Annotated in this window: 20 protein-coding genes; 7 read left to right on the top strand and 13 right to left on the bottom strand. The window is 57.2% G+C overall.

Annotated features, from left to right (window positions below):
- Window positions 1-59: 59 nt before the first annotated feature.
- The 4 genes from QZ869_RS05760 to QZ869_RS05775 all read left to right on the top strand — a co-directional run bounded on the left by QZ869_RS05760 (window position 60) and on the right by QZ869_RS05775 (window position 4921).
- Window positions 60-1076, top strand: a complete 1017-nt coding sequence (locus QZ869_RS05760; protein ID WP_296017636.1) for a DNA topoisomerase IB — start codon at window positions 60-62, stop codon at window positions 1074-1076.
- 134 nt (window positions 1077-1210) lie between these two features.
- The gene (locus QZ869_RS05765; RefSeq protein WP_296103181.1) at window positions 1211-2866 is read left to right on the top strand and encodes a phosphoethanolamine transferase; all 1656 of its coding nucleotides are present in this window, start codon (window positions 1211-1213) and stop codon (window positions 2864-2866) included.
- A gap of 68 nt (window positions 2867-2934) precedes the next feature.
- Window positions 2935-3588 carry a response regulator transcription factor gene (locus QZ869_RS05770; RefSeq protein ID WP_296103619.1) on the top strand — a complete coding sequence of 218 codons (654 nt, stop codon included), beginning with the start codon at window positions 2935-2937 and terminating at the stop codon, window positions 3586-3588.
- 4 nt (window positions 3589-3592) lie between these two features.
- On the top strand, window positions 3593-4921 hold the full coding sequence (locus QZ869_RS05775; RefSeq protein ID WP_296103621.1) for an ATP-binding protein: 1329 nt from the start codon (window positions 3593-3595) through the stop codon (window positions 4919-4921).
- 35 nt (window positions 4922-4956) lie between these two features.
- On the opposite strand, the gene QZ869_RS05780 is transcribed toward QZ869_RS05775, so the two are convergent.
- Entirely contained in the window at window positions 4957-6276 is a 1320-nt protein-coding gene (locus QZ869_RS05780; protein WP_296017595.1) for an MFS transporter, read from the bottom strand.
- A 296-nt stretch (window positions 6277-6572) separates the two neighbouring features.
- Here QZ869_RS05780 and QZ869_RS05785 point away from each other — a divergent pair, with 296 nt between their 5' ends.
- A complete protein-coding gene (locus QZ869_RS05785; protein ID WP_296103182.1) occupies window positions 6573-7682 on the top strand; it encodes an RHE_PE00001 family protein in 1110 nt (369 codons plus the stop codon).
- A 29-nt stretch (window positions 7683-7711) separates the two neighbouring features.
- On the opposite strand, the gene QZ869_RS05790 is transcribed toward QZ869_RS05785, so the two are convergent.
- The 6 genes from QZ869_RS05790 to minC all read right to left on the bottom strand — a co-directional run bounded on the left by QZ869_RS05790 (window position 7712) and on the right by minC (window position 13986).
- A complete protein-coding gene (locus tag QZ869_RS05790; RefSeq protein WP_296103624.1) occupies window positions 7712-9901 on the bottom strand; it encodes a methyl-accepting chemotaxis protein in 2190 nt (729 codons plus the stop codon).
- A 344-nt stretch (window positions 9902-10245) separates the two neighbouring features.
- Window positions 10246-11181: a dihydrodipicolinate synthase family protein gene (locus tag QZ869_RS05795; RefSeq protein ID WP_296103184.1), complete on the bottom strand. Its 936-nt coding sequence runs from the start codon at window positions 11179-11181 to the stop codon at window positions 10246-10248.
- A 136-nt stretch (window positions 11182-11317) separates the two neighbouring features.
- The gene (locus QZ869_RS05800; protein ID WP_296103186.1) at window positions 11318-12037 is read right to left on the bottom strand and encodes a GntR family transcriptional regulator; all 720 of its coding nucleotides are present in this window, start codon (window positions 12035-12037) and stop codon (window positions 11318-11320) included.
- A gap of 113 nt (window positions 12038-12150) precedes the next feature.
- Entirely contained in the window at window positions 12151-12411 is a 261-nt protein-coding gene (minE, locus tag QZ869_RS05805; RefSeq protein ID WP_296017605.1) for a cell division topological specificity factor MinE, read from the bottom strand.
- Window positions 12408-13220 carry a septum site-determining protein MinD gene (minD, locus tag QZ869_RS05810; RefSeq protein ID WP_296017608.1) on the bottom strand — a complete coding sequence of 271 codons (813 nt, stop codon included), beginning with the start codon at window positions 13218-13220 and terminating at the stop codon, window positions 12408-12410. Before minD ends, minE begins: the two co-directional genes overlap by 4 nt.
- 31 nt (window positions 13221-13251) lie before the next feature.
- Window positions 13252-13986, bottom strand: coding sequence for a septum site-determining protein MinC (gene minC, locus QZ869_RS05815; protein ID WP_288431124.1), 735 nt, complete (start codon window positions 13984-13986; stop codon window positions 13252-13254).
- A 209-nt stretch (window positions 13987-14195) separates the two neighbouring features.
- Between minC and QZ869_RS05820 the strand changes: the two genes are divergently transcribed.
- Window positions 14196-15044: a TIGR02587 family membrane protein gene (locus QZ869_RS05820; RefSeq protein WP_296017614.1), complete on the top strand. Its 849-nt coding sequence runs from the start codon at window positions 14196-14198 to the stop codon at window positions 15042-15044.
- Window positions 15045-15051: 7 nt separating this feature from the next.
- On the top strand, window positions 15052-15462 hold the full coding sequence (locus tag QZ869_RS05825; RefSeq protein WP_296017616.1) for a TIGR02588 family protein: 411 nt from the start codon (window positions 15052-15054) through the stop codon (window positions 15460-15462).
- A 3-nt stretch (window positions 15463-15465) separates the two neighbouring features.
- Here QZ869_RS05825 and QZ869_RS05830 read toward each other — a convergent pair whose 3' ends face one another.
- From QZ869_RS05830 to QZ869_RS05855, 6 genes are all read right to left on the bottom strand, one after another.
- Complete coding sequence (locus tag QZ869_RS05830) at window positions 15466-16542, bottom strand: ABC transporter ATP-binding protein (protein WP_296079989.1); 1077 nt, start codon at window positions 16540-16542, stop codon at window positions 15466-15468.
- Window positions 16539-17369 carry a carbohydrate ABC transporter permease gene (locus QZ869_RS05835; protein WP_296039157.1) on the bottom strand — a complete coding sequence of 277 codons (831 nt, stop codon included), beginning with the start codon at window positions 17367-17369 and terminating at the stop codon, window positions 16539-16541. Before QZ869_RS05835 ends, QZ869_RS05830 begins: the two co-directional genes overlap by 4 nt.
- Window positions 17359-18261, bottom strand: coding sequence for a carbohydrate ABC transporter permease (locus QZ869_RS05840; RefSeq protein ID WP_296079993.1), 903 nt, complete (start codon window positions 18259-18261; stop codon window positions 17359-17361). The genes QZ869_RS05835 and QZ869_RS05840 overlap by 11 nt, the downstream gene beginning before the upstream one ends.
- Window positions 18262-18400: 139 nt before the next feature.
- The gene (locus QZ869_RS05845; RefSeq protein ID WP_296039154.1) at window positions 18401-19609 is read right to left on the bottom strand and encodes a sugar ABC transporter substrate-binding protein; all 1209 of its coding nucleotides are present in this window, start codon (window positions 19607-19609) and stop codon (window positions 18401-18403) included.
- Window positions 19610-19661: 52 nt separating this feature from the next.
- Window positions 19662-20594 (bottom strand): sugar phosphate isomerase/epimerase, encoded by a 933-nt coding sequence (locus tag QZ869_RS05850; protein ID WP_296103189.1) that lies wholly within the window; start codon window positions 20592-20594, stop codon window positions 19662-19664.
- Window positions 20595-20602: 8 nt separating this feature from the next.
- The gene (locus QZ869_RS05855) at window positions 20603-21637 is read right to left on the bottom strand and encodes a Gfo/Idh/MocA family oxidoreductase (protein WP_296079998.1); all 1035 of its coding nucleotides are present in this window, start codon (window positions 21635-21637) and stop codon (window positions 20603-20605) included.
- Window positions 21638-21650 lie beyond the last annotated feature (13 nt).

The raw sequence follows: 21650 nt of genomic DNA on the forward strand, positions 1-21650 counted from the left end.
CGGGAACGGACGCTGTTCACGACAGTTATTTGAGGAAACTCGAAGGCAGCGTGAGCATCATGAACCAACATCCCGTCCGACTCCTGAAGAAAATCGGCCTCACCTATGTCAGCGATCAGGAACCGGGCATTACCCGGGAGCGGCGCGGCAAAGGCTTTTCATACCGGCTTCCGGATGGCACGCTGCTCTCCGACAAGATAGAAATTACCCGCATCCGGTCACTGGCCATCCCACCGGCCTATCAGCGCGTCTGGATTTGCATGGAGCCCTCCGGGCATCTTCAGGCAACCGGCTTTGATGCGAGAGCGCGCAAGCAGTATCGTTATCATGCCGATTGGCATGCCTTCCGGGGTGAAACGAAATTTTTCCAGCTGAAGGCGTTTGGTGAAGCCCTCCCGGCGATTCGCCGCAAGGCGATTTCCGACATAGAAAAGGACGTTAACGGCCAGAGCCGGACACTTGCCGCACTGGTGCTTCTTCTGGATGCAGCCTATCTTCGCGTGGGCAACAAGACTTATCTGGAGAGCAACGGAACCTATGGAGCCACCACTCTTCTGAAGCGCCACGTGTCACTCGGAGAAACCATCGAATTGCGGTTCGTTGCAAAGGGTGGCCAGAAGGTCCGCCGCAGCCTCCGGCATCCCCGCCTGCAGAAAATCCTTGAAGAAATCGCCGACTTGCCCGGCAAGCAGCTCTTCGTCTGGCAGGATGAAAATCACGTCGTCCATCCAATCGATTCCAGCGCGTTGAACGCTTACCTTTCGGAAACATCAGGCGAAGGCATATCGGCCAAGACCTTTCGCACATGGGGCGGTACGCTGGCAGGGTTCTGCCATGCCGCCGAGCGGCTGGCGAGCGGAAGTACACCGACGATCAAAAGCATCTGCGAGGCAGCCGCTGAAGAACTGTCCAACACGCCGACCATCTGCCGCAAAAGTTATGTGCATCCCTCCGTCCTCTCCCTGGCAACGGAGCCCAAAGCCATCAAGCGGCTGGAGACCGTTCTCGAAGCCCCTGCCAAAGCGATATCTGGGTTGAGGGCCGACGAAAGGCGCCTGATTGCCTATCTCCCCTGATAACCGGGTGCGCTGATCGATCTCTTCCGTTCAGCTTGGTGTCAGCAACGCCCTCCAGAAGGCACTGATGAGCCGGCAAAGCAAAATAACTGTGCGCCTCCGGCTACACCCATTGCCACTGGAGAGCATAAGTTTTGGCACCTTTGACAGATGACCTTCATCGCAGCACCATCCGGCGTCCCGAGATCGGCAGCATCACGCTAAGTGTTATTACTGCGCTCTATCTGCTTTTCTTCATGAACCAAACCTTCTGGTCGAAGGTGAACACGCATCTCTCGGCCTATCCAGTGGCCATATACGCGCTCTACATTGCGATGACGGCGTTTTTCATCGCAGTTCTGGTGACATTCTCGGCGAAGTACATCATGAAGCCGATCTTCATGGTGTTGATCGTCATTTCGGCATTGTGCTCCTGGTTCATGGATCGCTTCGGAGCGGTTATCGACCGCGACATGGTGCGTAATGCATTCGAAACGACCACCGGCGAAGCGAACAATCTGATCACATCTGCTTTCGTCGTGCATATGATCATTTATGCGCTCGTTCCAATCGTGCTTCTCGCGTTCGTCCGCATCCGCCATCGCCCAATTCTCGGGAAGCTTTTCTGGAATACGGTCAGCGTGATCGCTTGCCTGGTCATCATCGCCGGAATGGGTGCGTTAAACTCCAAAACCTTCACCACTGCCATTCGTCAGCACCGGGACATCGTCAAGAGCCTGAACCCAATCACGCCGATCTTCTCGACCGCGCATTATCTCCAGGCCGCGAATAAGGAAGCGCAACTGACGGTCACGCAGACTGGTCTGGATGCGAAAGTGAAGGCCCCGGTCGTGGCTATCAACAAGCCGCGCATCACGGTGGTCGTTGCGGGCGAGACCGCTCGCGCTGCAAATTTTTCCCTGAACGGCTACGGACGGGAAACCAATCCGGAACTGAAGAAAAGAAATATCATCTATTTCCCGAGCACGGTCAGCTGCGGAACCTCCACTGCAATCTCCATTCCCTGCATGTTCTCGAAGTTCACCCGTTCGGAGTACACACATAGCAAGGCGCTTTCGAACGAGAATGTCATGGACGTTCTGGTCCATGCCGGCATCGACGCGCAGTGGCTCGACAATGACACCGGAAGCAAGGGCGTTGCCGACAGAATTCCCTATTTCGACCTGAGCGCGACGCGCGATCCCACCTTCTGCAAGACAGGTGAATGCAGCGACGACATCTTTCTCGACAGGCTGGACAGCTGGCTCGACCGCGTTACGAAAGACAGCGTCATCGTCATTCATCAACTTGGCAGCCACGGTCCGTCCTACTATCTTCGCTATGGCGACAATTTCAGGACATTCACGCCGGATTGCCGCACCTCCGAACTCGGCAATTGCAAGGACGAAGAGATCGTCAACTCATATGACAACACGATCCTTTACACGGACCATTTCCTCTCGGCCATCATTGACAAGCTGAAGGCACGCTCCAACAAGCTGGCGACGGGGATGCTCTACGCTTCCGACCATGGTGAGTCTCTTGGGGAAAACGGCCTCTATCTCCATGGCGCACCTTACATGCTTGCACCGGCAGAACAGACGCACGTGCCATTCCTTGTCTGGATGGATGATGATTTTGCACGCTCCATGGGTGTCGACCGCGCCTGCCTTGCCGACGAGGCAAAGGCTGGTGGCAAGTCCCACGACAATTTCTTCCATAGTATCCTCGGCATGATGAACGTTTCGACTTCAGTCTATGACTCATCGCTCGATGTGTTCCGCCCGTGCCAGTCGAAGCCCTCGACCTGACAGACAATCGCCTTGACGACGAACTGCCCGGAGCGATACGCATGGGCAGTTCAGGAGTGAGGGTCGAGTTGCGGGTTCTATTGGTTGAAGACGATCACGTTTTGGGAGAGGCGCTGAGGGACCATGTTGCCGCGGCAAATCACGCGGTGGATTGGTTTCAGACATTGAGCGAAGCGACAGCCGCAACTCAGACTGTGAGCTACGGCTTGATCCTGCTCGATCTGCGTCTACCCGACGGAGAAGGACTGGCACTGCTTCGAACGCTGCGCAAAGCAAACAACCCTGTTCCCGTTATCATCCTGACTGCCCATGACCAGGTCTCGGATCGGATCGAAGGCCTGAACGCAGGTGCCGACGATTATCTCGTCAAGCCGTTCAATCTGGGCGAGTTGACCGCACGGATGCTCGCCGTGTCGCGACGTTATGAAGGCCGTTCGACGCCGATCGTCAGGCTACCGGGAATTGAGATCGATCAGGCAGCGAAGAGTATTACGGTCAATGACCGGTCGCTGTCGCTGAGTGCGCGCGAGTGGGCGGTGCTTGAGAAACTTGTCGAAAGGCCGGGCGCACTCGTCTCGAAAGCGCAATTACAGGAAACGCTCTACGAATTCGGCGCCGAGATAGAGAGCAATACCGTCGAGGTCTATGTCAGCCGCCTGCGCAAGAAAATCGGCTCTGACCGCGTCGAAACCGTAAGAGGACTTGGTTATACGATACGCTGATCTCATCCCCCAGAAGAACAGCATGACGCGTCGGATGGTTCTTGCTCTCGTGAGCGTGCTGGCGCTTTCCTGGATGGTCGCTTGCGCCATGGGCGTGATGGTGATGCAGGACGAATTTGCCGAAATATTCGATAGCGGTGTCCAGGAAACAGCCGACAGGCTGCTGCCGCTTGTCGCTGAGGATCTTCGCGAGCGCAGTCCGGAGGCGCAGCGCCGCCTAGGCCAACCCAGCACCGGCACGGAATATCTGACTTATCAGGTACGCGACCGCGACGGCGCGGTCCTGCTGCACTCCCACGACAGTGCCAGAGAGGGCTTCGACGTGCCGCTCACACCGGGTTTCGCCGACACCGATACCCAGCGGATCTACACTGTCGTCACACCGGAAGGTGATCTTTACCTTCAGGTGGCGGATGCCTTTGCCAATCGGCGTGAAGCCATAGAGGAGGCTTCAACGGCACTTATACTGCCTGTTCTGGTCCTCATCCCTGCAAGCATCATCGCGGTTATCCTGGTCATTCGCCGTACCCTTGCGCCAATCCAGATATTGAGGGACGATATTGGCCGTAAGGATGGCGGCAATCTCGCGCCCGTCGATTCAGGCACACTTCCCGCCGAACTCGATCCAATAGCGCGCTCTGTGAATCTGCTTCTGGAAAGATTGCGCTCCGCATTGGAGGCGGAGCGCTCTTTCGCCTCCAACAGCGCGCATGAATTGCGTACACCGATCGCAGGCGCATTGGCACAGGCACAGCGCCTCAAAGCCGATATTCCGGCCAACTTGGCAGGCCGCGTCGACCAGATTGAATTGTCGCTCTCGAATCTGGCGCAACTCTCCGAGAAACTGCTGCAAATGTCGCGCGCCGAAGCAGGTATCGGCATTTCGGATACGCTTGTCGATCTTCTGCCAGTCGTTGGACTGATGGTGACGGACATGGATCGTTCTGAACTTGGTAACGGCCGCATCCGCCTTCACCATGCTGCGGATGCGGCGCTGAAAGCCAAAATCGATCCCGACGCCTTTGGCATCGCTATCCGAAACCTCCTGGAAAATGCGCTGACACATGGCGCGGAGGATTCCAAGGTGGAGGTGTTTGTGGAGGATAGCACCGTACGGGTGGTCAATGATGGTCCGACCGTTGATCCTGCGTTGCTGCCACGCCTGACGACGCGTTTCATGCGGGGCCAGACCCAGGCTGCCGGCTCAGGGCTTGGCCTTGCCATCGTAAGCAATCTCGCAGAGCGGATGAACGCGTCCCTGACGCTTGCCTCTCCCGCACCCGGCCGTGAAGAAGGCTTCGAGGCGCGTATCGATCTGCCAAAGCAAGGTTGAGGCCTTCGGAAACAATATCCGAAGGCCGGGTTCGCTCAATCCTCGTGGATGTGGCTGTGGTCGCGCGTATCGCGCATCTTTACATACACAATCAATGATAGCGCGATCATCAGCGTAACATACCAGAAGAACCAGCTTTCATGCCCAATCTGCTTGAATTTCAAGGCTACGAATTCCGCAGTGCCGCCAAAGATGGTGTTGGCCAGCGCATAGGGGAGCGCCACACCGAGCGCACGAATATGGGCGGGAAACAGCTCTGCTTTAACCACCGCGTTGATCGACGTGTAGCCCGTTACGATCAATAGGCCGCCAAGCACCAGGGCAAACGCGATATAAGGGTCTGTGGTCGTCGAAAGAACGCTGAAGATGACATAGGTGAACAGCGTGCCAAGAATACCGAAACCGACCATCAGCGGCTTACGGCCGATTTTATCCGACAGGGCGCCTGCCAGCGGCTGGCAAAGCATGAAGACAAAAAGCGCGACCGTGGTGATCTCGGTCGCGGATTCCTTGCTGAAACCGGACGTATTGACGAGGAATTTCTGCAGATAGGTGGTGTAGGCATAGAAAGCGAGCGTGCCGCCAGATGTCAACGCCATCACCATCAGCGCCTCTTTCGGATAGTGCTTGAAGAGCGCCCATCCGCTGGATTTTGGTGTCTGAGCGGTGGCTGCCTTAGCGTTCTGGAAAGAGTGGGTTTCGACAAGCCCGCGCCGGATGTAGAACACCGCGATGGCAAGGATACCACCGATGAAAAAGGGAATGCGCCAGCCCCATTGGCTGAGTTGCTCTGGCGTCAACAGGCGCTGTAACACCAGAAGCACGGCAAGCGCGACAAGCTGACCGGAAATAAGCGTCACATACTGAAAACTGGAAAAGAAGCCACGGCGGTTCTTTCCCGCCATTTCGCTGAGATAGGTTGCGCTTGCCCCATATTCGCCGCCAACGCTGATCCCTTGGATCAGGCGCGCGAGAACGAGAATGGCGGGCGCTGCAATGCCGATCGTCTCGTGCCCGGGCGTCACGGCAATCATTAGAGATCCCAGACACATGAGCGTTACAGACAGCGTCAGCCCCGCCTTGCGGCCCTTGCGGTCTGCGTAGGTTCCCATCAGCCATGCACCGATCGGACGCATCAGAAAGCCCACGGCAAATACCGCGGCTGCACTCAACAGCTCTGCCGTCTGGTTGCCAGATGGAAAGAAGATCGGCGCGAAATAAAGGGTAAATGCGGAATAGACATACCAATCATACCATTCGACGAGGTTGCCCGCCGATCCGCCGATGATCGACTTCAATCTCGTTTTTTGATCAGGAGGAGTTCCAGCGGTTGTTTGATCTGGAAGGTTGCTCATGGTGGTCTCCGTTTATTTCAAGCCGGAAAAACAATATTTGGGCCGTGGGGTGCTGGTATCAGCAACTGGCGTCTGAGGGCTATACACCCCCGCAACAAGAGCGGACAAGATAATTCGGACTACTTATTGTTTGCAAGTATAGGTGCTTCGTGGCGTCTCGCCATGAGACTTTCATCCGACCGGTATGACCTCGGCACAGGTGCCCGGCTAGGCAGTTCTTTCTATACCTGTGAACATCGTTTGAAACATAAACTGCGGGATTGCTTTCACTGCGGCGTCTCCCCTATTGGAATCCAATGACCTACGCGTTTTCGCTTCTCAAGCCATCCAAGCTTCTGTTGCCGCTCACGCGGGCAGCCGAAGCGCTGGCGCGCTTCGATGAACGGGTGAGCCGTTCGCCAATCCGCGAGGGGTTCCTGCAGCGGCAGAATTTTCAGGACGCGGTCTCTTCCCTCTGGATCGATGGCGAATTGGTGCATGTCGAGGATCTTGTCCTTCACGATGCACGGATGGATATCCGAGCTCCTACAAACGAAATCGTCAACGCACACCGTATCCTTCGCGCAAGACGATTGATGGAAAGCCATGCGCCGCAGTGGCCGTTCGGCGACGAGGGCATCAATCTGTTGCGTGGCAAAAGTTCACAACCGCAGCCGCTATCGCCAAATGTCGATACTGATAACGACGACACTGAACAGCCCGACCGCGAAGACAAGAACAATACGGATGACGCTCTTGCCGAGGAGCTCGCCGAAATGGATGCCCTGCTTTTACGCAGCAGCGCTATGGTCAGCGATGCCCTCAGCTACCGTTCACCCGCGTTGCGATCCTCAGAAATACCCGAGGACAGGGGGGCCGTAGAGGAAAGCGAAGACGACCGGCTTCAGCAATGGCGAAAGCTTGTGGATCAATGCGTTGATCATCCCGGACCGCTCCGTGCGGCGATACTGCTTGATGCCTGGCGCAGCCTTGAGGTTCTGGATCGCAGCCCCTGGCTTGGCCGTCAGTTGGCAGCGGCCTCCCTTCGCGCGGGGGGATTGGCAACGCTTCCGGCGCTTAACACCGGACTCCGCACCATCCAACGAGAGCGACGCCATTCACCGCATCAGGAGGAGCGTCTGATCGCAATCCTCGACGGGATGCATGAGGCTTCGCAACTGGGAATGAGGGAACATGACCGCCTGCTAAACGGCAGGAGCCGCATGGAGAGGCGACTTGCGGGAAGGCGTTCGAATTCGAGGCTTCCCGACCTGATCGAACTCGTTCTCGCAAATCCTGTCGTGTCCACCGCGATGATCGTCAAGGCGCTCGGTACCACGCCGCAGGGTGCAGTCGTTCTTGCCAATCAACTGGAATTGCGAGAGATGACGGGGCGCGGACGGTTCAGGGCGTGGGGGATTTTGTAGCCCCACGCCCCTCGTTTAGGCAGGTTTGATCAGCTTGCCATCGCGTAGCGTGGGTGCGAATGCGCCGCGCCGATCCTGCTTTCACTACCGACACGGAAGCGTCCAACCATGCTGGCCAGGTTTTCTGTTTCCTGCGACAAGCTCTGAGCCGCCGCTGTGGTTTCTTCAACCATCGCCGCGTTTTGCTGTGTCACCTTGTCCATCTGATCGGCCGCAGACGAAACCTCGCGAAGGCTGACAGCCTGTTCGCGAGCGCCGGAGGCGATCTGGTTGACGGTCTGGCTCATGCCGACAACCTGCTCGACGATCTTGCCGAGAGACGCACCGGTTTCCTCAACTAGTTGAACCCCGACCTCTACCTGGCTGGACGACATGGAGATCAAACTCTTGATCTCCTTTGCGGCCTGCGCAGAACGCTGAGCCAGTTCCCGCACTTCCTGGGCAACGACAGCAAAGCCCTTACCTGCCTCGCCAGCGCGGGCAGCTTCCACGCCGGCATTCAATGCCAAGAGGTTCGTCTGGAAGGCGATTTCATCGATCACACTGATGATATTGCCAATCTTGCTGGACGATCCTTGAATTTCAGTCATTGCGGCGACGGCACGGGCAACGACATCACCACCCTTTTCAGCATCGCCCCTGGCGCTTGCGACCTTTCTTTGCGCATCGGATGCACCTTCAGCTGTGTCGTTGACGCCACGGGTGACTTCGCTCAGAGCTGCAACGGTTTCTTCCAGAGACGCAGCCTGCTGCTCGGTGCGGCGCGCAAGATCGTTCGACGCCGTGGAAATTTCGGTAAGGCCGGAGCGGATGGTATAGACCGCCTGCACGACATTGCTGATAGTTTCTTCAAGTGCGGTAACGGACACATTGAAGTTCTGCCGGATAGACTCGAATTCCGGCGCGACTTTTTCGTTCATCCGCACGGTCAGATCGCCAGCCGCCAGAGCGTTGAAGCGGCTCTGAACAACTTCCACGAAGTGACGGAGGTCTTCTGCTTTGGCGTTGTCCACGTCACTCTGACGCTTGCGGTCCGATTCGACTTGACGTTGCAGCTGCTCCTGCTCGGCCTGGACGTCCTCGCCGCGAGCCAGCGCGAAGCGGAATTTCTCAAGAGCGGCTGCCAGATTGCCGAGTTCATCCTTCTTTCCGGTCTGGGCTACCTGGTCCTTGTAGTTGCCATTCGCCATCTTGCCGACCGACCCCAAAACGGAGGTCAGAGGCTTCTTGATCAGGATCTGGGTCGCGACGAGAATAACGCCGAGCGTCACTACGAGAATGATCAGGCTACCGATCAGCATGTTGTAGATCTGCTGCCAGACAGGCGCGGAGAAAACCGCTGGCGGCACGTCCAGTACCGTCGCCCAGGTGGTGTTCATGCCAGGCGCAGTGAACGGATAGATCAGGCGGACAGAACCATCGGGAAGGCCGTGGATCACACGTACCTTTCCGTCTCCCAAGGCCTGCTTGACCTGATCGGCGCCGACATCGGCGTAGTCCTTCATCAGATTGTCGGCGTTGGTGTGCGACAGCCACTTGCCGTTGCTCGCCAGCAACATGACGCTGCCACCCTCGAAAGGCTTGATCTGCGACAGGCTGGCGGTCAGATCGTCGAGCTTTATATCGACACCCGCCATACCCACGAGCGTGCCACCCACCTTCACCGGCACCGAGACCGATGTGACGAGCTTCTGCATGTTGGTGAGATAGGGAGAGGTGATGAGTGGCTTGCCGGTCTTCAGCACGCCGCCATAATACTCATCCTCCGGCTTGATCGACCATGTCGAGAACTCAACCTTGCCGCTATCACTCTTGGTCCAGTAGGGCGTGAAGATGCCCTCCTTGTTCAGCCCCTCGGTGCCCACGGTCGGCTTCGGGCTTTTGCCATCAACCAGTTCACACATCCATGCGCCAAAAACGTTTGGATATTGCGGCGCTACGGTCTCGATCATCGAAACGATGTCGGCGCGGCTGCGCGAACCTTTCTCAATGAAGCCACCGATGGTGGCAGCAAGCGTTGCGCCTGCCGATGTTGCGACGGATATATCTGCAGCGATACGCTGGCTGACCGCACCTGCCTTCTCCGTTGCAAGTGCCATGACGTCATGCTCTGTCGCTGACTTCACGTTCAGAACGTTGACGGCGGTGTAAGCAATCATGATGCCGGCGATAGCTGTTCCGGTGGCTAGGATAAGCTTTCCGGAAACGGAATTGAGAATCTTCTTCATGCGACGAGCCCTCTAACTTCAGGGCGACGTTAGTGTAAACTTTTAAACAATCTGCAAACAAATCGCTGAAAGAAGAACATTGTCTAATTGATAGTCCTTGAAATGGATTGATTGCTTTATCTGTCAGAAAAACCCACGGCTCTGCTTGATCGACAAATCACGAGAGCTGGCAGATCAGTCTTCCCTCACGGCCCGGAAATAAAAAGAGGTGACTGACGTCCAGCCACCTCTTCCTTGCTTGTTCTAATCCTACCTCTCAGAAACGAGTGACTGATGCACGCGCGTCGTTCTTGACGCTACAGCATCGGCCTTCCCGCGCGTAGGTCACTTACCATTCAAGCTGGGTAGCGCGATGCGTACCAGTTTTGGAACAAGGTGTATTGGCTTTCCAGATGACGGCGCTGCGATGCGCTTAATTCGTCCGTCTCGTTAAAATGCAGCGTGTATTCGGTATCGCCGTTCAGGACCATCAGATACTTGTAGTGCAGAACGAGGTCAGGACCTTCATCATAGGTCGAGAGCACCGTCAGAGCCTCTTCCAACTCGCGCGCTTCGACGCGTGCCGCTGCATCGCCCTTGGCTGCCTTTTCGCACAATGCGACCAGATGCAGCACTTCCTTCGGCAGGGCATTCCCGATACCGGTGATGGCGCCGCCGGCGCCACAGTTGACGAAGCCATGATAGACACCCGTATCTACGCCGACCATGAGGGTCAGGTCGTCGTCACCGGCGGTGATGTTTTCAGCAGCGTAAGTCATATCCTGCTTGCCGCCGAACTCCTTGAAGCCGATGAGGTTCGAATAGCGCGAGCGCAGATCGAAGAAGAGATCGGCGCGGGTGGCGAAACCGTAATAAGGGCTGTTGTAGATGACCGCCGGCAGACCATTTGCTGCTTCCAGAATGGCGGAGAAATGTGCCTTCTGCGCGGAAACCGACGACCCGCGAGACAGAACACGCGGAATGACCATGAGGCCCTTGGCCCCGACCTTTGCAGCGTGCGCAGCATGGCTGACGGCGGACTTGGTATTGATTGCGCCGGTTCCGACGATGACTGGAACACCCGCTTCGGCAAGACGCTTAACGCCTTCCTGGCGCTGCTCGTCTGTCAGCAACGGCCAATCGCCCATGGAACCGCAATAGACGACTGCCGACATACCGGCAGCGATCAGTTCCTTGCCCTTCTTCACGAGGAGATCGAAGTCAGGGGTTCTGTCCGCCTTGCAAGGCGTCATGAGGGCGGGAATGCATCCGGTGAAGATCGTGCTGGCCATGGTTTCCAATCCTTTTGCGGCACCATAGCCGCCTGATATGCACCCTTTTAGCATCGAAGCTCATCTCTGTCGACAAATAAAATACAAGAAATTTGGCCGCCAAACTGTATTGATCCGTGAGTATCGTCTGGCGGACTCACAGGCTAAGATTGGCGCTCTGGCGGGTATCGGCAGTAATATAGGAGCGGATCTGGGTGACGATCTGATCGGCATGTGCCCGTGCAAGCGCATCGGCCTTTTCGACATTGCGGTCGATGATTGCCTGGATCATGTCCTCGTGTTCGCTGACATATTGGTTGGGAAGCACATCGTTGAAGGACGAGTAATAGAGACGAAGAATACGCCTGCCTTCGTCCAGAAGCCGCGTGAATAGTTCGACATAGTGGCGGTTGCCGCCGGCTTGCGCGATCGCGACATGAAAATCGCGGTTGGCGGAAATCATCGCCAGCGCGTCACGTTGCTCGACAGCAAGCGCGAATGCGCTCTGCAGGGCACGAATCTGCGTGATATCCGCTTCTGTATGATTGGCGGCTGCAAGCCGTGTGGTCACACGATACATCAACGTCAATGCATCGAAGAACTCCGGCAATCCTAGAAAGTCGATCTGCGACACGATGGTGGCACGGTTGGTCAGCGTCGTGATCAACCCCTCGGCGGAAAGACGAACCAGCGCCTCGCGAATGGGTGTGCGCGATAGCGAGAAGCGTTCGGACAGTTGCAGTTCGTCGATCGGACTGCCGGGCGCAAGCCGCAATTCGATGATCTCGTTGCGCAGCGTCTCATAGACGGTGGAGACGCCAAAGCCTCTTCGGTGTGTCTGTTTTTCCCGCTCGTCAGCCTTGTCCACCTCTGCCATCAGTTCATCCTTCGCTGTCAATTAGACAGGCTTAGTCCAGAATCGCCACAGATGGGAAGGTCAAACCGTCCAATGAAAACGCCGGGACAATGCCCGGCGTCATCTCAATCTTCTCAGGCTGCGCGAAGCGCCGCGCTCAAGGGGATCTCTACATCGATTTCAAGAAGCGACATATGTTCGTCGCTGTCCATCTTCACATGGACCTTGTCGCTATCGATCTGCACATGCTTGGCGATTGCGGCGAGAATTTCCTCACGCAGTATAGCCACCAGATCCGAACCTTGATTGGTGCGCTCATGCGCCAGAAGCACCTGCAATCGTTCGCGTGCGACGGGTGCGGACTTCTCTTTGCGAAAAAGGCTGAAGATGCTCATGCAGCCCTCCCGAAAATCTTGGCGAAGATGCCGCGCTTTTCGCCGGGAACCGACAGGGGAATGTCTTCACCCGACAAACGTCGTGCCGCATCGAAATACGCCATGGCCGGTGCCGACTTGGCGTCTGCGAGCGTAACAGGGGCACCAACGTTTGAGGCGCGCAGCACGTCCATGCTCTCAGGAATAATGCCGATCAGCGGAATAGACAGGATTTCCAGAACGTCATCGACCTTGAGCATATCGCCACGCTCTGCGCGGGCGGCATCATAACGGGTCAGAAGAAGGTGTTTTTCCATCCGCTCGCCGCGCTCAGCCTTGATCGTCTTGGAATCGAGAAGGCCTATGATGCGGTCGGAGTCGCGGACGGAAGATACTTCCGGATTGGTGACGACAACGGCAACATCCGCATGGCGCATGGCAAGCGTCGCGCCGCGCTCGATACCGGCTGGGCTGTCGCAGATAACCCAATCGAAATGCTTCTTCAGTTCATTGATGACCCATTCGACACCTTCCGGCGTCAGATTGTCCTTGTCGCGCGTCTGGGAGGCCGGCAGCAGAAACAGCGTCTCAAGACGCTTGTCACGAATGAGGGCCTGAGTCAGCTTTGCATCGCCCTGAATGACATTGACCAGATCGTAGACCACGCGACGTTCCGCACCCATGACCAGATCGAGGTTGCGGAGACCGACGTCGAAATCCACGACGACAACCTTTTCCTTGTTCTGCGCCAGCGCTGCGCCAAGTGCTGCGGTGGACGTCGTCTTTCCGACGCCTCCCTTGCCGGAGGTAACGACAACTACCTTCCCCATCCTGATCTCCTGTTTCCTTGCCGCTTACGGCTTAATTGAGTTTGTCCGCCTTGATCGTATCGTTTTCCAGCCAGAGCTGGACGGCCTGCCCCCGAAGCTTCGGGTCGATATCCTCCGCCACCTTGTAAACACCGTCGATGGCGAGAAGCTCGGCTTCAAGCTTCTTGCAGAAGATGCGCGCTGTGGCGTTCCCCAGCGAACCGGCCATGGCGCGTCCGCGAAGCGCACCGTAGATATGGATCGAACCGCCTGCGATCACCTCTGCGCCGGAAGCAACAGAGCCTACGATCGTCACGTCGCCTTCCGGAAAGATAATCGACTGGCCGGACCGTACAGGCTCGCTGATCATGAGCGACTGAACGACGCTGCGGATTTCCGTCACCGGTGCCTTCTGCGACTGAGCCGGGGTTTCCACCTCGGCAAGCGCCACTGGCTCCACGTCAACATCGGAGGCCGGCTTTCCGCCCTTGAGCGCGGGCGGCATGCCAGTTTCAATCATTGAAGGGCGCGCGCCCTCGATGCCCATGATGGCAACGTTGCGATTGTAAAGCTCTGCCAACAGGGACTTGAGGCCTGCCTTGTCGAGCTTCAGCTCGGCCACATCCAGCACCACCGGACGTGACAGAAAGAACCCGGCAGAGCGTGCTGCCAGATCGTCAAGTCGCTCCAGCCAGACATCCAGCGGCGACTCGGGAGAAAGAACAACCGCCAGAAATGAGCGGCCCTTGATACGGATCGAACGCGAGTCTGTTAGCACTTTGGTCATCTTGGTAAAGAATTCGTTGATAGAGAGGTAGCGGTGATTTGGTTAACAAATGGTTAACGCGGCCCATCCGCACCTGCGAAAATTAACTTCGACACCCCCTTGACCGTCTGACGGACTGAGTCGCTCGATCCCTGCCAAACTGGCCGCTTCACGGCCTGCCGGAACCGGCCATAATCCAGAAGGTTATAAGCTCATCCGGGGGGAACACGATGACTGAGAACGCAACCAAACACTCATCGAGGGAAAGAGAGTTTCTGATCGGGCTTGCGCGCGGCGTCGGTGGTGCGCTTCTCTTTGCACTTCCCATGTTCATGACGATGGAGATGTGGTTTCTCGGCTTCTACATGCCGCGGGAAAAGCTGCTGCTGCTATGCCTCCTTAATATCCCGCTTCTCGTGGTATTGGCAAAGCGTGTCGGCTTTGAGAAAACCTCTTCCTGGTTTGAGGCAATCCGCGATGCTGTCACAGCCTACGGGCTTGCGATCATCGTCAGCGCTGCCATTCTGGCGCTTTTCGGGATCATCAACGACCAGGTGACGACCAGCACGACGGTCGCAAAGATCGGACTCCAAGCCGTGCCTGCCAGCATCGGTGCGCTTCTCGGCCGCAGCCAACTCGGCATGCATTCCGAAGACGATGATGAGAGCGACGACGCAGAAACAGAGACGAGCTATTTTGTCGAGCTTTTCATGATGCTGGTAGGCGCTCTCTTCCTTGCGCTGAATGTCGCCCCGACTGAGGAAATGATCCTGATCGCCTACAAGATCACACCCTATCAGACGCTGATCACCGTGCTGCTGTCACTCGTATTGATGCATGGTTTTGTCTACGCCCTGCATTTCAAGGGCGGACACGGCCAGCCGGAAGACAGCGCCTGGTGGAACACCTTCATCCGCTTTACGATGCCAGGCTATGTTATAGCCCTTGGCATCAGCCTCTATTGCCTGTGGAGCTTTGAACGGCTTTCGGGAACATCCTTGTCGCAGATCGTTGCAGCCGTCGTGATTTTAAGTTTCCCGGCTGCAATCGGCGCGGCTTCCGCCCGCCTCGTGCTATGAGAACGCCATGACCAAATCCTCCGCAGACGGCCATATCGAAACGTCTTCACCTCACTGGATCGAGTGGGTAACCGGCATCGTGTCGTCGTTGCTCGTGATAGCGATGCTGGGCTGGATTTCATGGGACATCTATCGCTATGACGATTCTAAAGCGGATTTCGAACTTGCCGTCGTCTCGATAGAGCCTGTCAGCAGCGGCTTCAGGGTAAACTTCGACATCCACAATGTCAGCCAGTCCACGGCCGCCACAGTTCATGTGGTCGGTGCGCTGCGCAGCGCAGACGGAGCGACGGATACGGCGGATGTGACCTTCGACTATGTCGCTGCCGAATCCCATGATAACGGCACGCTGTTCCTCAAGAACGATCCGCGATCGGGCACGCTGGATTTGCGTGTTGCGGGCTTCACCGATCCTTGACGATCAAAGGCGCTGTTCGGTCTCATGGTCGAAGAGATGCAGAGATGCCGGATCGATGTTGAAGCCCACTAGGTCGCCGGCTTTCACATTGCTCCTTCCCTGAAGCGCCACCGTCATTTCCGGCTGCGTCGCCGTGGTGACGGAGGTCGCTGACCCTGTTGTTTCCACGATCCCGACCGGCAGCGTGATCGTCGAGGATCCGGGCGGTGCGAGCGTGATGTGCTCGGGCCGGATGCCGACCGTGACCCGCATACCCGGTACAATAGCTACGGGCGACATGATCGTTTGAGACTTCGACTTTCCACCGAAATTCAAAACGAGCGTTCGTCCGTCTTCCGCCGCGACAGCCGGCACGAAATTCATAGCGGGGGAGCCAATGAAGCCAGCGACAAAGCGGTTCACCGGCCGGTCATAGAGCTCAAGCGGCGCTCCCTGCTGTTCGATAGCGCCGGCTCGCATGACGACGACATGGTCGGCCATGGTCATGGCTTCAATCTGGTCATGCGTCACGTAAACGGACGTTGCATCCAGACTGTTGTGCAGTTTGCGGATTTCAGCGCGCATGTGGACGCGGAGCGCTGCATCGAGGTTGGAAAGCGGCTCGTCGAAAAGAAAGGCCTTGGGATTGCGGATGATGGCGCGGCCCATTGCCACGCGCTGGCGCTGACCACCGGAAAGCTCGCGTGGATAGCGTTGGAGGAGAGTAGTCAGGCCGGTGATCTCGGCGATCTCCTCCGCCTTGCGCCGCGCCTCGGCCTTGGCCACACCCTTGAGGCGAAGCGAATAGGTGAGGTTCTTCTCCACTGTCATGTGCGGATAGAGAGCATAGGACTGGAACACCATGGCGATATCGCGCGTGCGCGGCGGCTGGCGGGTGATATCTTCGCCTTCGATCCGGATTGTGCCGCTCGAGATAGTCTCCAATCCGGCGAGTGTGCGCAGCAAGGTCGACTTGCCACAGCCGGACGGCCCGACAAGCGCCACGAACTGGCCTCTCGGGATGGCGATATCGATGCCGCGCAGCGCGTGATAGGCGCCGTAATGTTTCTGGATGCCGGACAGTTCGATCTGCAATTTCATTTGAGCGCTCCGGATGTCAGCCCGCTGACGATGCGGCGCTGAAGCAGGACGAAGATGATGAGAATGGGCGTTACATAGATCGCCGCGAAGGTCATGATGCCGGTCCAGTCGGAGGCGTTCGGCCCGACGAAGAACTGCAAGCCGACCGTCGCTGGCTGGAAGGCGCGATCGGTAATAAGCGAGCGCGAATAGACATATTCGCCGAGCGACTGAAGGAAGATCAGAATTGCGGAAACGAGAATGCCGTTTCGCGCAAGCGGCACCGAGATGCGCAGGAACGCACCGATGCGACTGTTCCCATCCACCATGCCCGCCTCTTCGAGTTCACGCGGCACCTGGGTGAAGGCGGCACGCACCAGGACGATATAGAGCGGCAGCTTGTTGGCAGCGGTCGCCAGGATCACGCCCGTGCGCGGCCATGACAGCAGGCCAAGCTGGCTGAAGGCGACGAAGACGGGCGTCACCATCAGGGACGGCGGCAGAACTTGCAGCATCAAAACAAGGAAGAGCGCCATATCCATCCAGATTGAGCGGACACGCGCAAGGGCATAGGCGCAACCCGTACCGAAGAGCACGACAAGCGACACCGTGCCAAAGGCGATGATCAGCGAGTTCTGGATGAAGGTATCCATGCCCATGTCGTTCCAGACACGGGTTATTTTCAACTCTGGATGATGCGGCCAGAGTGTCGGCGGATTGGCGAAGGTTTCGGTATTGGTCTTCAGCGCCGTCACATACATCCAGTAGAGCGGGAAGAGGTAGATCGCGACGACGACGAGGGCGATGGCCAGCAGAAGCCAGCGTTTCCAGAGGTTACTAGACAACATGTTCGTGCCTCGTCGAGCGGACATAAGCGGTGGCAACGACGATGACCAGAAGGGTCATCACGACGGAAACGACCGACCCATGGCCAATGCGATACTCGCGGAAGGCAAGCTCCCACGACCAATATTGCAACACGTTGGAGGCATTGGATGGCCCGCCTTGGGTAAGCGCTGCGAAGAGGTCGAACTGCTGCAGGGTGAAGATGATACCGAGCGAAATGACGGCACCAAGCTGCGCCCGCATCATCGGCAGCGTGATCGTGAAGAAGCGCTGCAAGCGCGTCGCGCCATCCAGTTCCGCCGCCTCGTAGACATCGTCGGGGATCGAAGCGAGGCCGACCGACAGCAGGATCATGTTGAAGGGGACGCCGAGCCAGATATTGGCGATGATGACGGAATAGATCGAGATCGACGGATCAGAGAGCCAGAAGATCTTCTGCTGGGTGATACCAAGCGATTGCAAAAGCCAGTTCACCACGCCGAAGTCACCGGCCAGAATCCAGCCCCAGATCGCACCGACCACCAGTCCCGGCATGATCCAGCCCGCGAGGAAAAGACCACGCAGCCACGAGGCCCCGGGGAAATCAAGCCGGAAGAACAAGGCGAGCGCCAGCCCAATGCCCAGCTGGAAGATGACCGAAAGAAAGACGAACAGAAAGGTGTTTCGAACAATCGGGATGAATAGCGGATCGTCTATGATCTCGCGGTAATTATCGAGACCGACAAACGGACGATCGAAGGTGGCGATGGTGAAGAGATCGACGCTCTGGAACGAGATGACAAAATTGTAGATCAACGGAAAGGCTGAAAATGCGACAAGATAGGCGAGCGCGAACAGCACGAGCACACTGTCAAATCCGCCACCATCCCGAAAAACTCGATTGAAACGAAGCATTTCGCCTCCCGATATCTCACATGAGCATCCCCGGGTGCTATGACCTACCCTAGGGATTGACGCGCTCAAGCAGTTTGCAAACCGGCTGCGGACGAGACTTCTTCGCCCGCAGCACTTTGAGACAGACAGATGCTGCGGATTATTTGCCCAGGATCTTGTCGATCGATTTCTGTGCCGTCGCCAGGGCATCTTCCGCCTTGGCCTGACCAGTCAGCGTCGTCTGAATGGCAACCTGAATCGCCTTTGAAATCTTCGACCAGTCGGGGCTTGGCCCGCGGTTGCGCGCAAACTTCATCGACTCTTCGAACACCTTGTAGGCCTGCGGGTATTTCGGGTCTTCGGTCTTGACCGGATAGGCCGGAACGTAACCGAACTCGTTCCAGACACGCGGCATCTGCTCATACATATATTCGATGAACTTGAAGGCTTCCTCCGGATGCTTGGAGTTGGCAACGATGACGTTGTCGCCCTCTCCAAGCGCGGAGGCATGCGGCGCGCCTTCCTTTGGAACAGGCAAGATCGCGACGCGATAGTCGAATTTCGCGTCCTGACTCATGCGCGGCAGCTCCCATGGGCCGGAAATGCTCATCGCAGCGTTGCCGGCATTGAAGGTGCCAGTGGAATCCCATTGACCACGGATCAGCGTGTCCTTGGACGCAAGCCCCTCGTCGATGAACTTCTTCCACAGTGTCAGCGCTTCGACACCGCCCGGGACATTGACCTTGTTGTAATCACCGCCCGCCATCTGCAGCCATGGCAGGAACTGGAACGTGCCTTCTTCGGTCGCTGCGGCGGAGAAGGCCAGGCCATAAACACCCTTATCCGGTTGCGTCAGCTTCTTGGCGGCATCGTAAAGCTCGTTCCATGTCTGCGGTGGTTTGTCCGGATCGAGGCCTGCGGCCTTGTACATGTCAGCATTATAGTAAAGCGCGATGGTGTTTGCGCCGCGTGGGATACCGTAGACGCCGTCCTTATAGGTAACGGAAGCGAGTGGGCCAGGCAGGATCTGGTCGAGCTTGATGACCGAGCTTTTTTCGATCATCGGCTTCATGTCGAGCAGCAGCTTGCGCGATGCAAAAAGCGCTACATCCGGATTGTCGATATAGGTAACGTCTGGCGCTTCACCCGTCGCCATGGCTTTCGCAAGTTCGTTGACCATATCCGGGAACTGAACCGAGCGGACGTTGACCTTGATGTCCGGGTTCTTGGCCGAGAATTCCTCCGCCATCTTGTAGTGGTACTCTCCCGGCCGATCGACGGTCCAGAGATTGATCTGAACCGGCTCCGCCCATGCGGGCGTCGACAATGCGGCAAGTGCAACTGCACCCATAAGCTTTGCAATAGTCATGATACTCCTCCTTTGATCATGATTGCGATGCCGGCCTCCACCGGCCTTATCCTTACAGAAGTGACGGGTCGCCGCCTCCATATTCTGCGGCGAGATCGACGAAGGCCCCTCCCCGGCTATGCTTCAGATAGTTGAGCGCATGGACCTGACCGGTCATTTCCAGCTGATCGCGATAGACCGGATCATGCCAGCCTTCGATGTCGATCGAGCCTGACCAGCCGGCCAGCCGAAGCTCGGAAATGATATTGGTCCAGTTGCTGTCGCCGAAGCCTGGCGTGCGCATGAAAACGAATCGGTGCTTGCCGAAGATGCCGTGCTCCTTGATCACATCCCAACGGATGGTCGCGTCCTTGCCATGGACGTGGAAAATCTTGTGCGCCCATTTGCGGATTTGCGGCAGCGGGTCGATCAGATAGACCATCTGGTGGCAGGGCTCCCACTCAAGACCAATATTGTCGTCTGGCGTCTCGTTGAACATCATCTCCCAGGCATCAGGATTGTGAGCGATGTTCCAGTCGCCCGTCTGCCAGTTGCCGTCCATGGCGCAGTTCTCAAACGCAATCTTCACACCCTTGTCGGCAGCGCGTTTCGCCAGCTCGCTCCAGATTTGCTTGTAGCGTGGCAAGCTCTCCGGCAAAGGTTTGCCCCGGACGCGACCGGTAAAACCTGCCACGCAGGTGGCGCCAAAATGATGGGCGTTGTCGATGCAGTCCTTCCAGCCTTGCAGGGTCTGGATATCCATTTCCGTCTCCTCCAGAGGGTTGCCGAACATGCCGAGCGTCGAAATGGTGATATCGCGATCACCGATCGCCTCGACGCAACGCTTGCCGAGCTCGGCCAGATCCTGGCCATTGGTCGTCTGCCAGAAGAACGGTTCGAAGCTCTCGAAACCGAGGTCGCCGATTTCAGAGATGCGCTCGGCGGCGTCTCCCTTTGTCGCACTGACCATGGTGCCGATACGGACGGATTTTGCTGGATCGCTCATATTAGACCTCAAATTTCGATAGGAATACGCTGACCAGTGCGGGCACTTTCAATCGCGCCCATGACCATGGCCAAGCTTTTGATATTGTCGGACGAAACGGTCTCGGGAACTGTGCCGTTTTCGATCGCGCGCAGGAACGACAGGAGCACACTCGCATGCCCTAGCGTCTGCTCCTGCTCATCGATTTCAGAAACGTTTACGGTAGACGCTCCGCGCAGAAGCCCCTCTTCGGCGCCTGCCACGGATGCGGAGAAATTGTCTTCCCCATCCCACAGGATCATACCCTCAGATCCGACCAACCGCCATGTGCTTTCCCAACTCGTACGCTCGCCTTCGGCACACCAGGAGCCGCGATAGGTAAACACCACATCATTGGACAGTTCGAAGATCGCGTTGGCCGATGCGCCGTGGGCATACCAGGAGCCGGCAGGATTTTTCTCGACGCAGTAGACCGCAAGAGGATCCTGATCGGCGACGAAACGCGCTGCATCGAAGGTGTGGATCGCCATGTCCAGCAACAGCACATTGTGCATTTCCTCGCGGAAGCCGCCGAAATGCGGCGCAAGAAAGAAGTCGCAGTGAATGGCGGTCAGCGCGCCGATGACCCTATCCTGAACGGCGCGGCGAAGTCGGCGTATACCTCTGATATATCGTCTGTTTTGAACTATCGAGTGAATTTTTCCGGCATCCGCTGCCAAGTCGATCAGCGTCTTCGCCTCTTTAAGAGAAGGCGCCATCGGCTTTTCGCTCAACACGTGGCACCCCGCCGCCAATGCGGTGGCGACCACGCTGAAACGCGCAGCAGGAATGACAACGTCGAAAACCACGTCTGCACTGGTTTTGGTAAGGACGTCCTCGAGGTCGTTGCCGATGACGACGTCGCGGAGCGAGAACTCGTCGGCTAGAGTTCGTGCCGCGGTTTCGTTCAAATCGACAAGACCGCAGATGCGGATTGAGGCCTGCAAATCTGGATGTGATTCGATCGCGCGCAGCCAGCCTTTGGCCATAGCTCCGCACCCGCACAAAACGGCTTTCAATGTCACATGATCCTCCCCG

The sequence above is a fragment of the uncultured Agrobacterium sp. genome (assembly GCF_913777885.1).
Classification (GTDB): Bacteria; Pseudomonadota; Alphaproteobacteria; order Rhizobiales; family Rhizobiaceae; genus Agrobacterium.

Bases quoted from the DNA above. Each gene is read 5' to 3' on its own strand.
- QZ869_RS05780 (WP_296017595.1), bottom strand. From the start codon at position 6,276: ATGAGCAACCTTCCAGATCAAACAACCGCTGGAACTCCTCCTGATCAA.
- QZ869_RS05795 (WP_296103184.1), bottom strand. From the start codon at position 11,181: ATGGCCAGCACGATCTTCACCGGATGCATTCCCGCCCTCATGACGCCT.
- QZ869_RS05830 (WP_296079989.1), bottom strand. From the start codon at position 16,542: ATGAAATTGCAGATCGAACTGTCCGGCATCCAGAAACATTACGGCGCC.
- QZ869_RS05760 (WP_296017636.1), top strand. From the start codon at position 60: ATGAACCAACATCCCGTCCGACTCCTGAAGAAAATCGGCCTCACCTAT.
- QZ869_RS05785 (WP_296103182.1), top strand. From the start codon at position 6,573: ATGACCTACGCGTTTTCGCTTCTCAAGCCATCCAAGCTTCTGTTGCCG.
- QZ869_RS05840 (WP_296079993.1), bottom strand. From the start codon at position 18,261: ATGCTTCGTTTCAATCGAGTTTTTCGGGATGGTGGCGGATTTGACAGT.
- QZ869_RS05845 (WP_296039154.1), bottom strand. From the start codon at position 19,609: ATGACTATTGCAAAGCTTATGGGTGCAGTTGCACTTGCCGCATTGTCG.
- QZ869_RS05850 (WP_296103189.1), bottom strand. From the start codon at position 20,594: ATGAGCGATCCAGCAAAATCCGTCCGTATCGGCACCATGGTCAGTGCG.
- QZ869_RS05825 (WP_296017616.1), top strand. From the start codon at position 15,052: ATGACCAAATCCTCCGCAGACGGCCATATCGAAACGTCTTCACCTCAC.
- minD (WP_296017608.1), bottom strand. From the start codon at position 13,220: ATGGGGAAGGTAGTTGTCGTTACCTCCGGCAAGGGAGGCGTCGGAAAG.
- QZ869_RS05820 (WP_296017614.1), top strand. From the start codon at position 14,196: ATGACTGAGAACGCAACCAAACACTCATCGAGGGAAAGAGAGTTTCTG.
- QZ869_RS05835 (WP_296039157.1), bottom strand. From the start codon at position 17,369: ATGTTGTCTAGTAACCTCTGGAAACGCTGGCTTCTGCTGGCCATCGCC.
- minE (WP_296017605.1), bottom strand. From the start codon at position 12,411: ATGAGCATCTTCAGCCTTTTTCGCAAAGAGAAGTCCGCACCCGTCGCA.
- QZ869_RS05800 (WP_296103186.1), bottom strand. From the start codon at position 12,037: ATGGCAGAGGTGGACAAGGCTGACGAGCGGGAAAAACAGACACACCGA.
- minC (WP_288431124.1), bottom strand. From the start codon at position 13,986: ATGACCAAAGTGCTAACAGACTCGCGTTCGATCCGTATCAAGGGCCGC.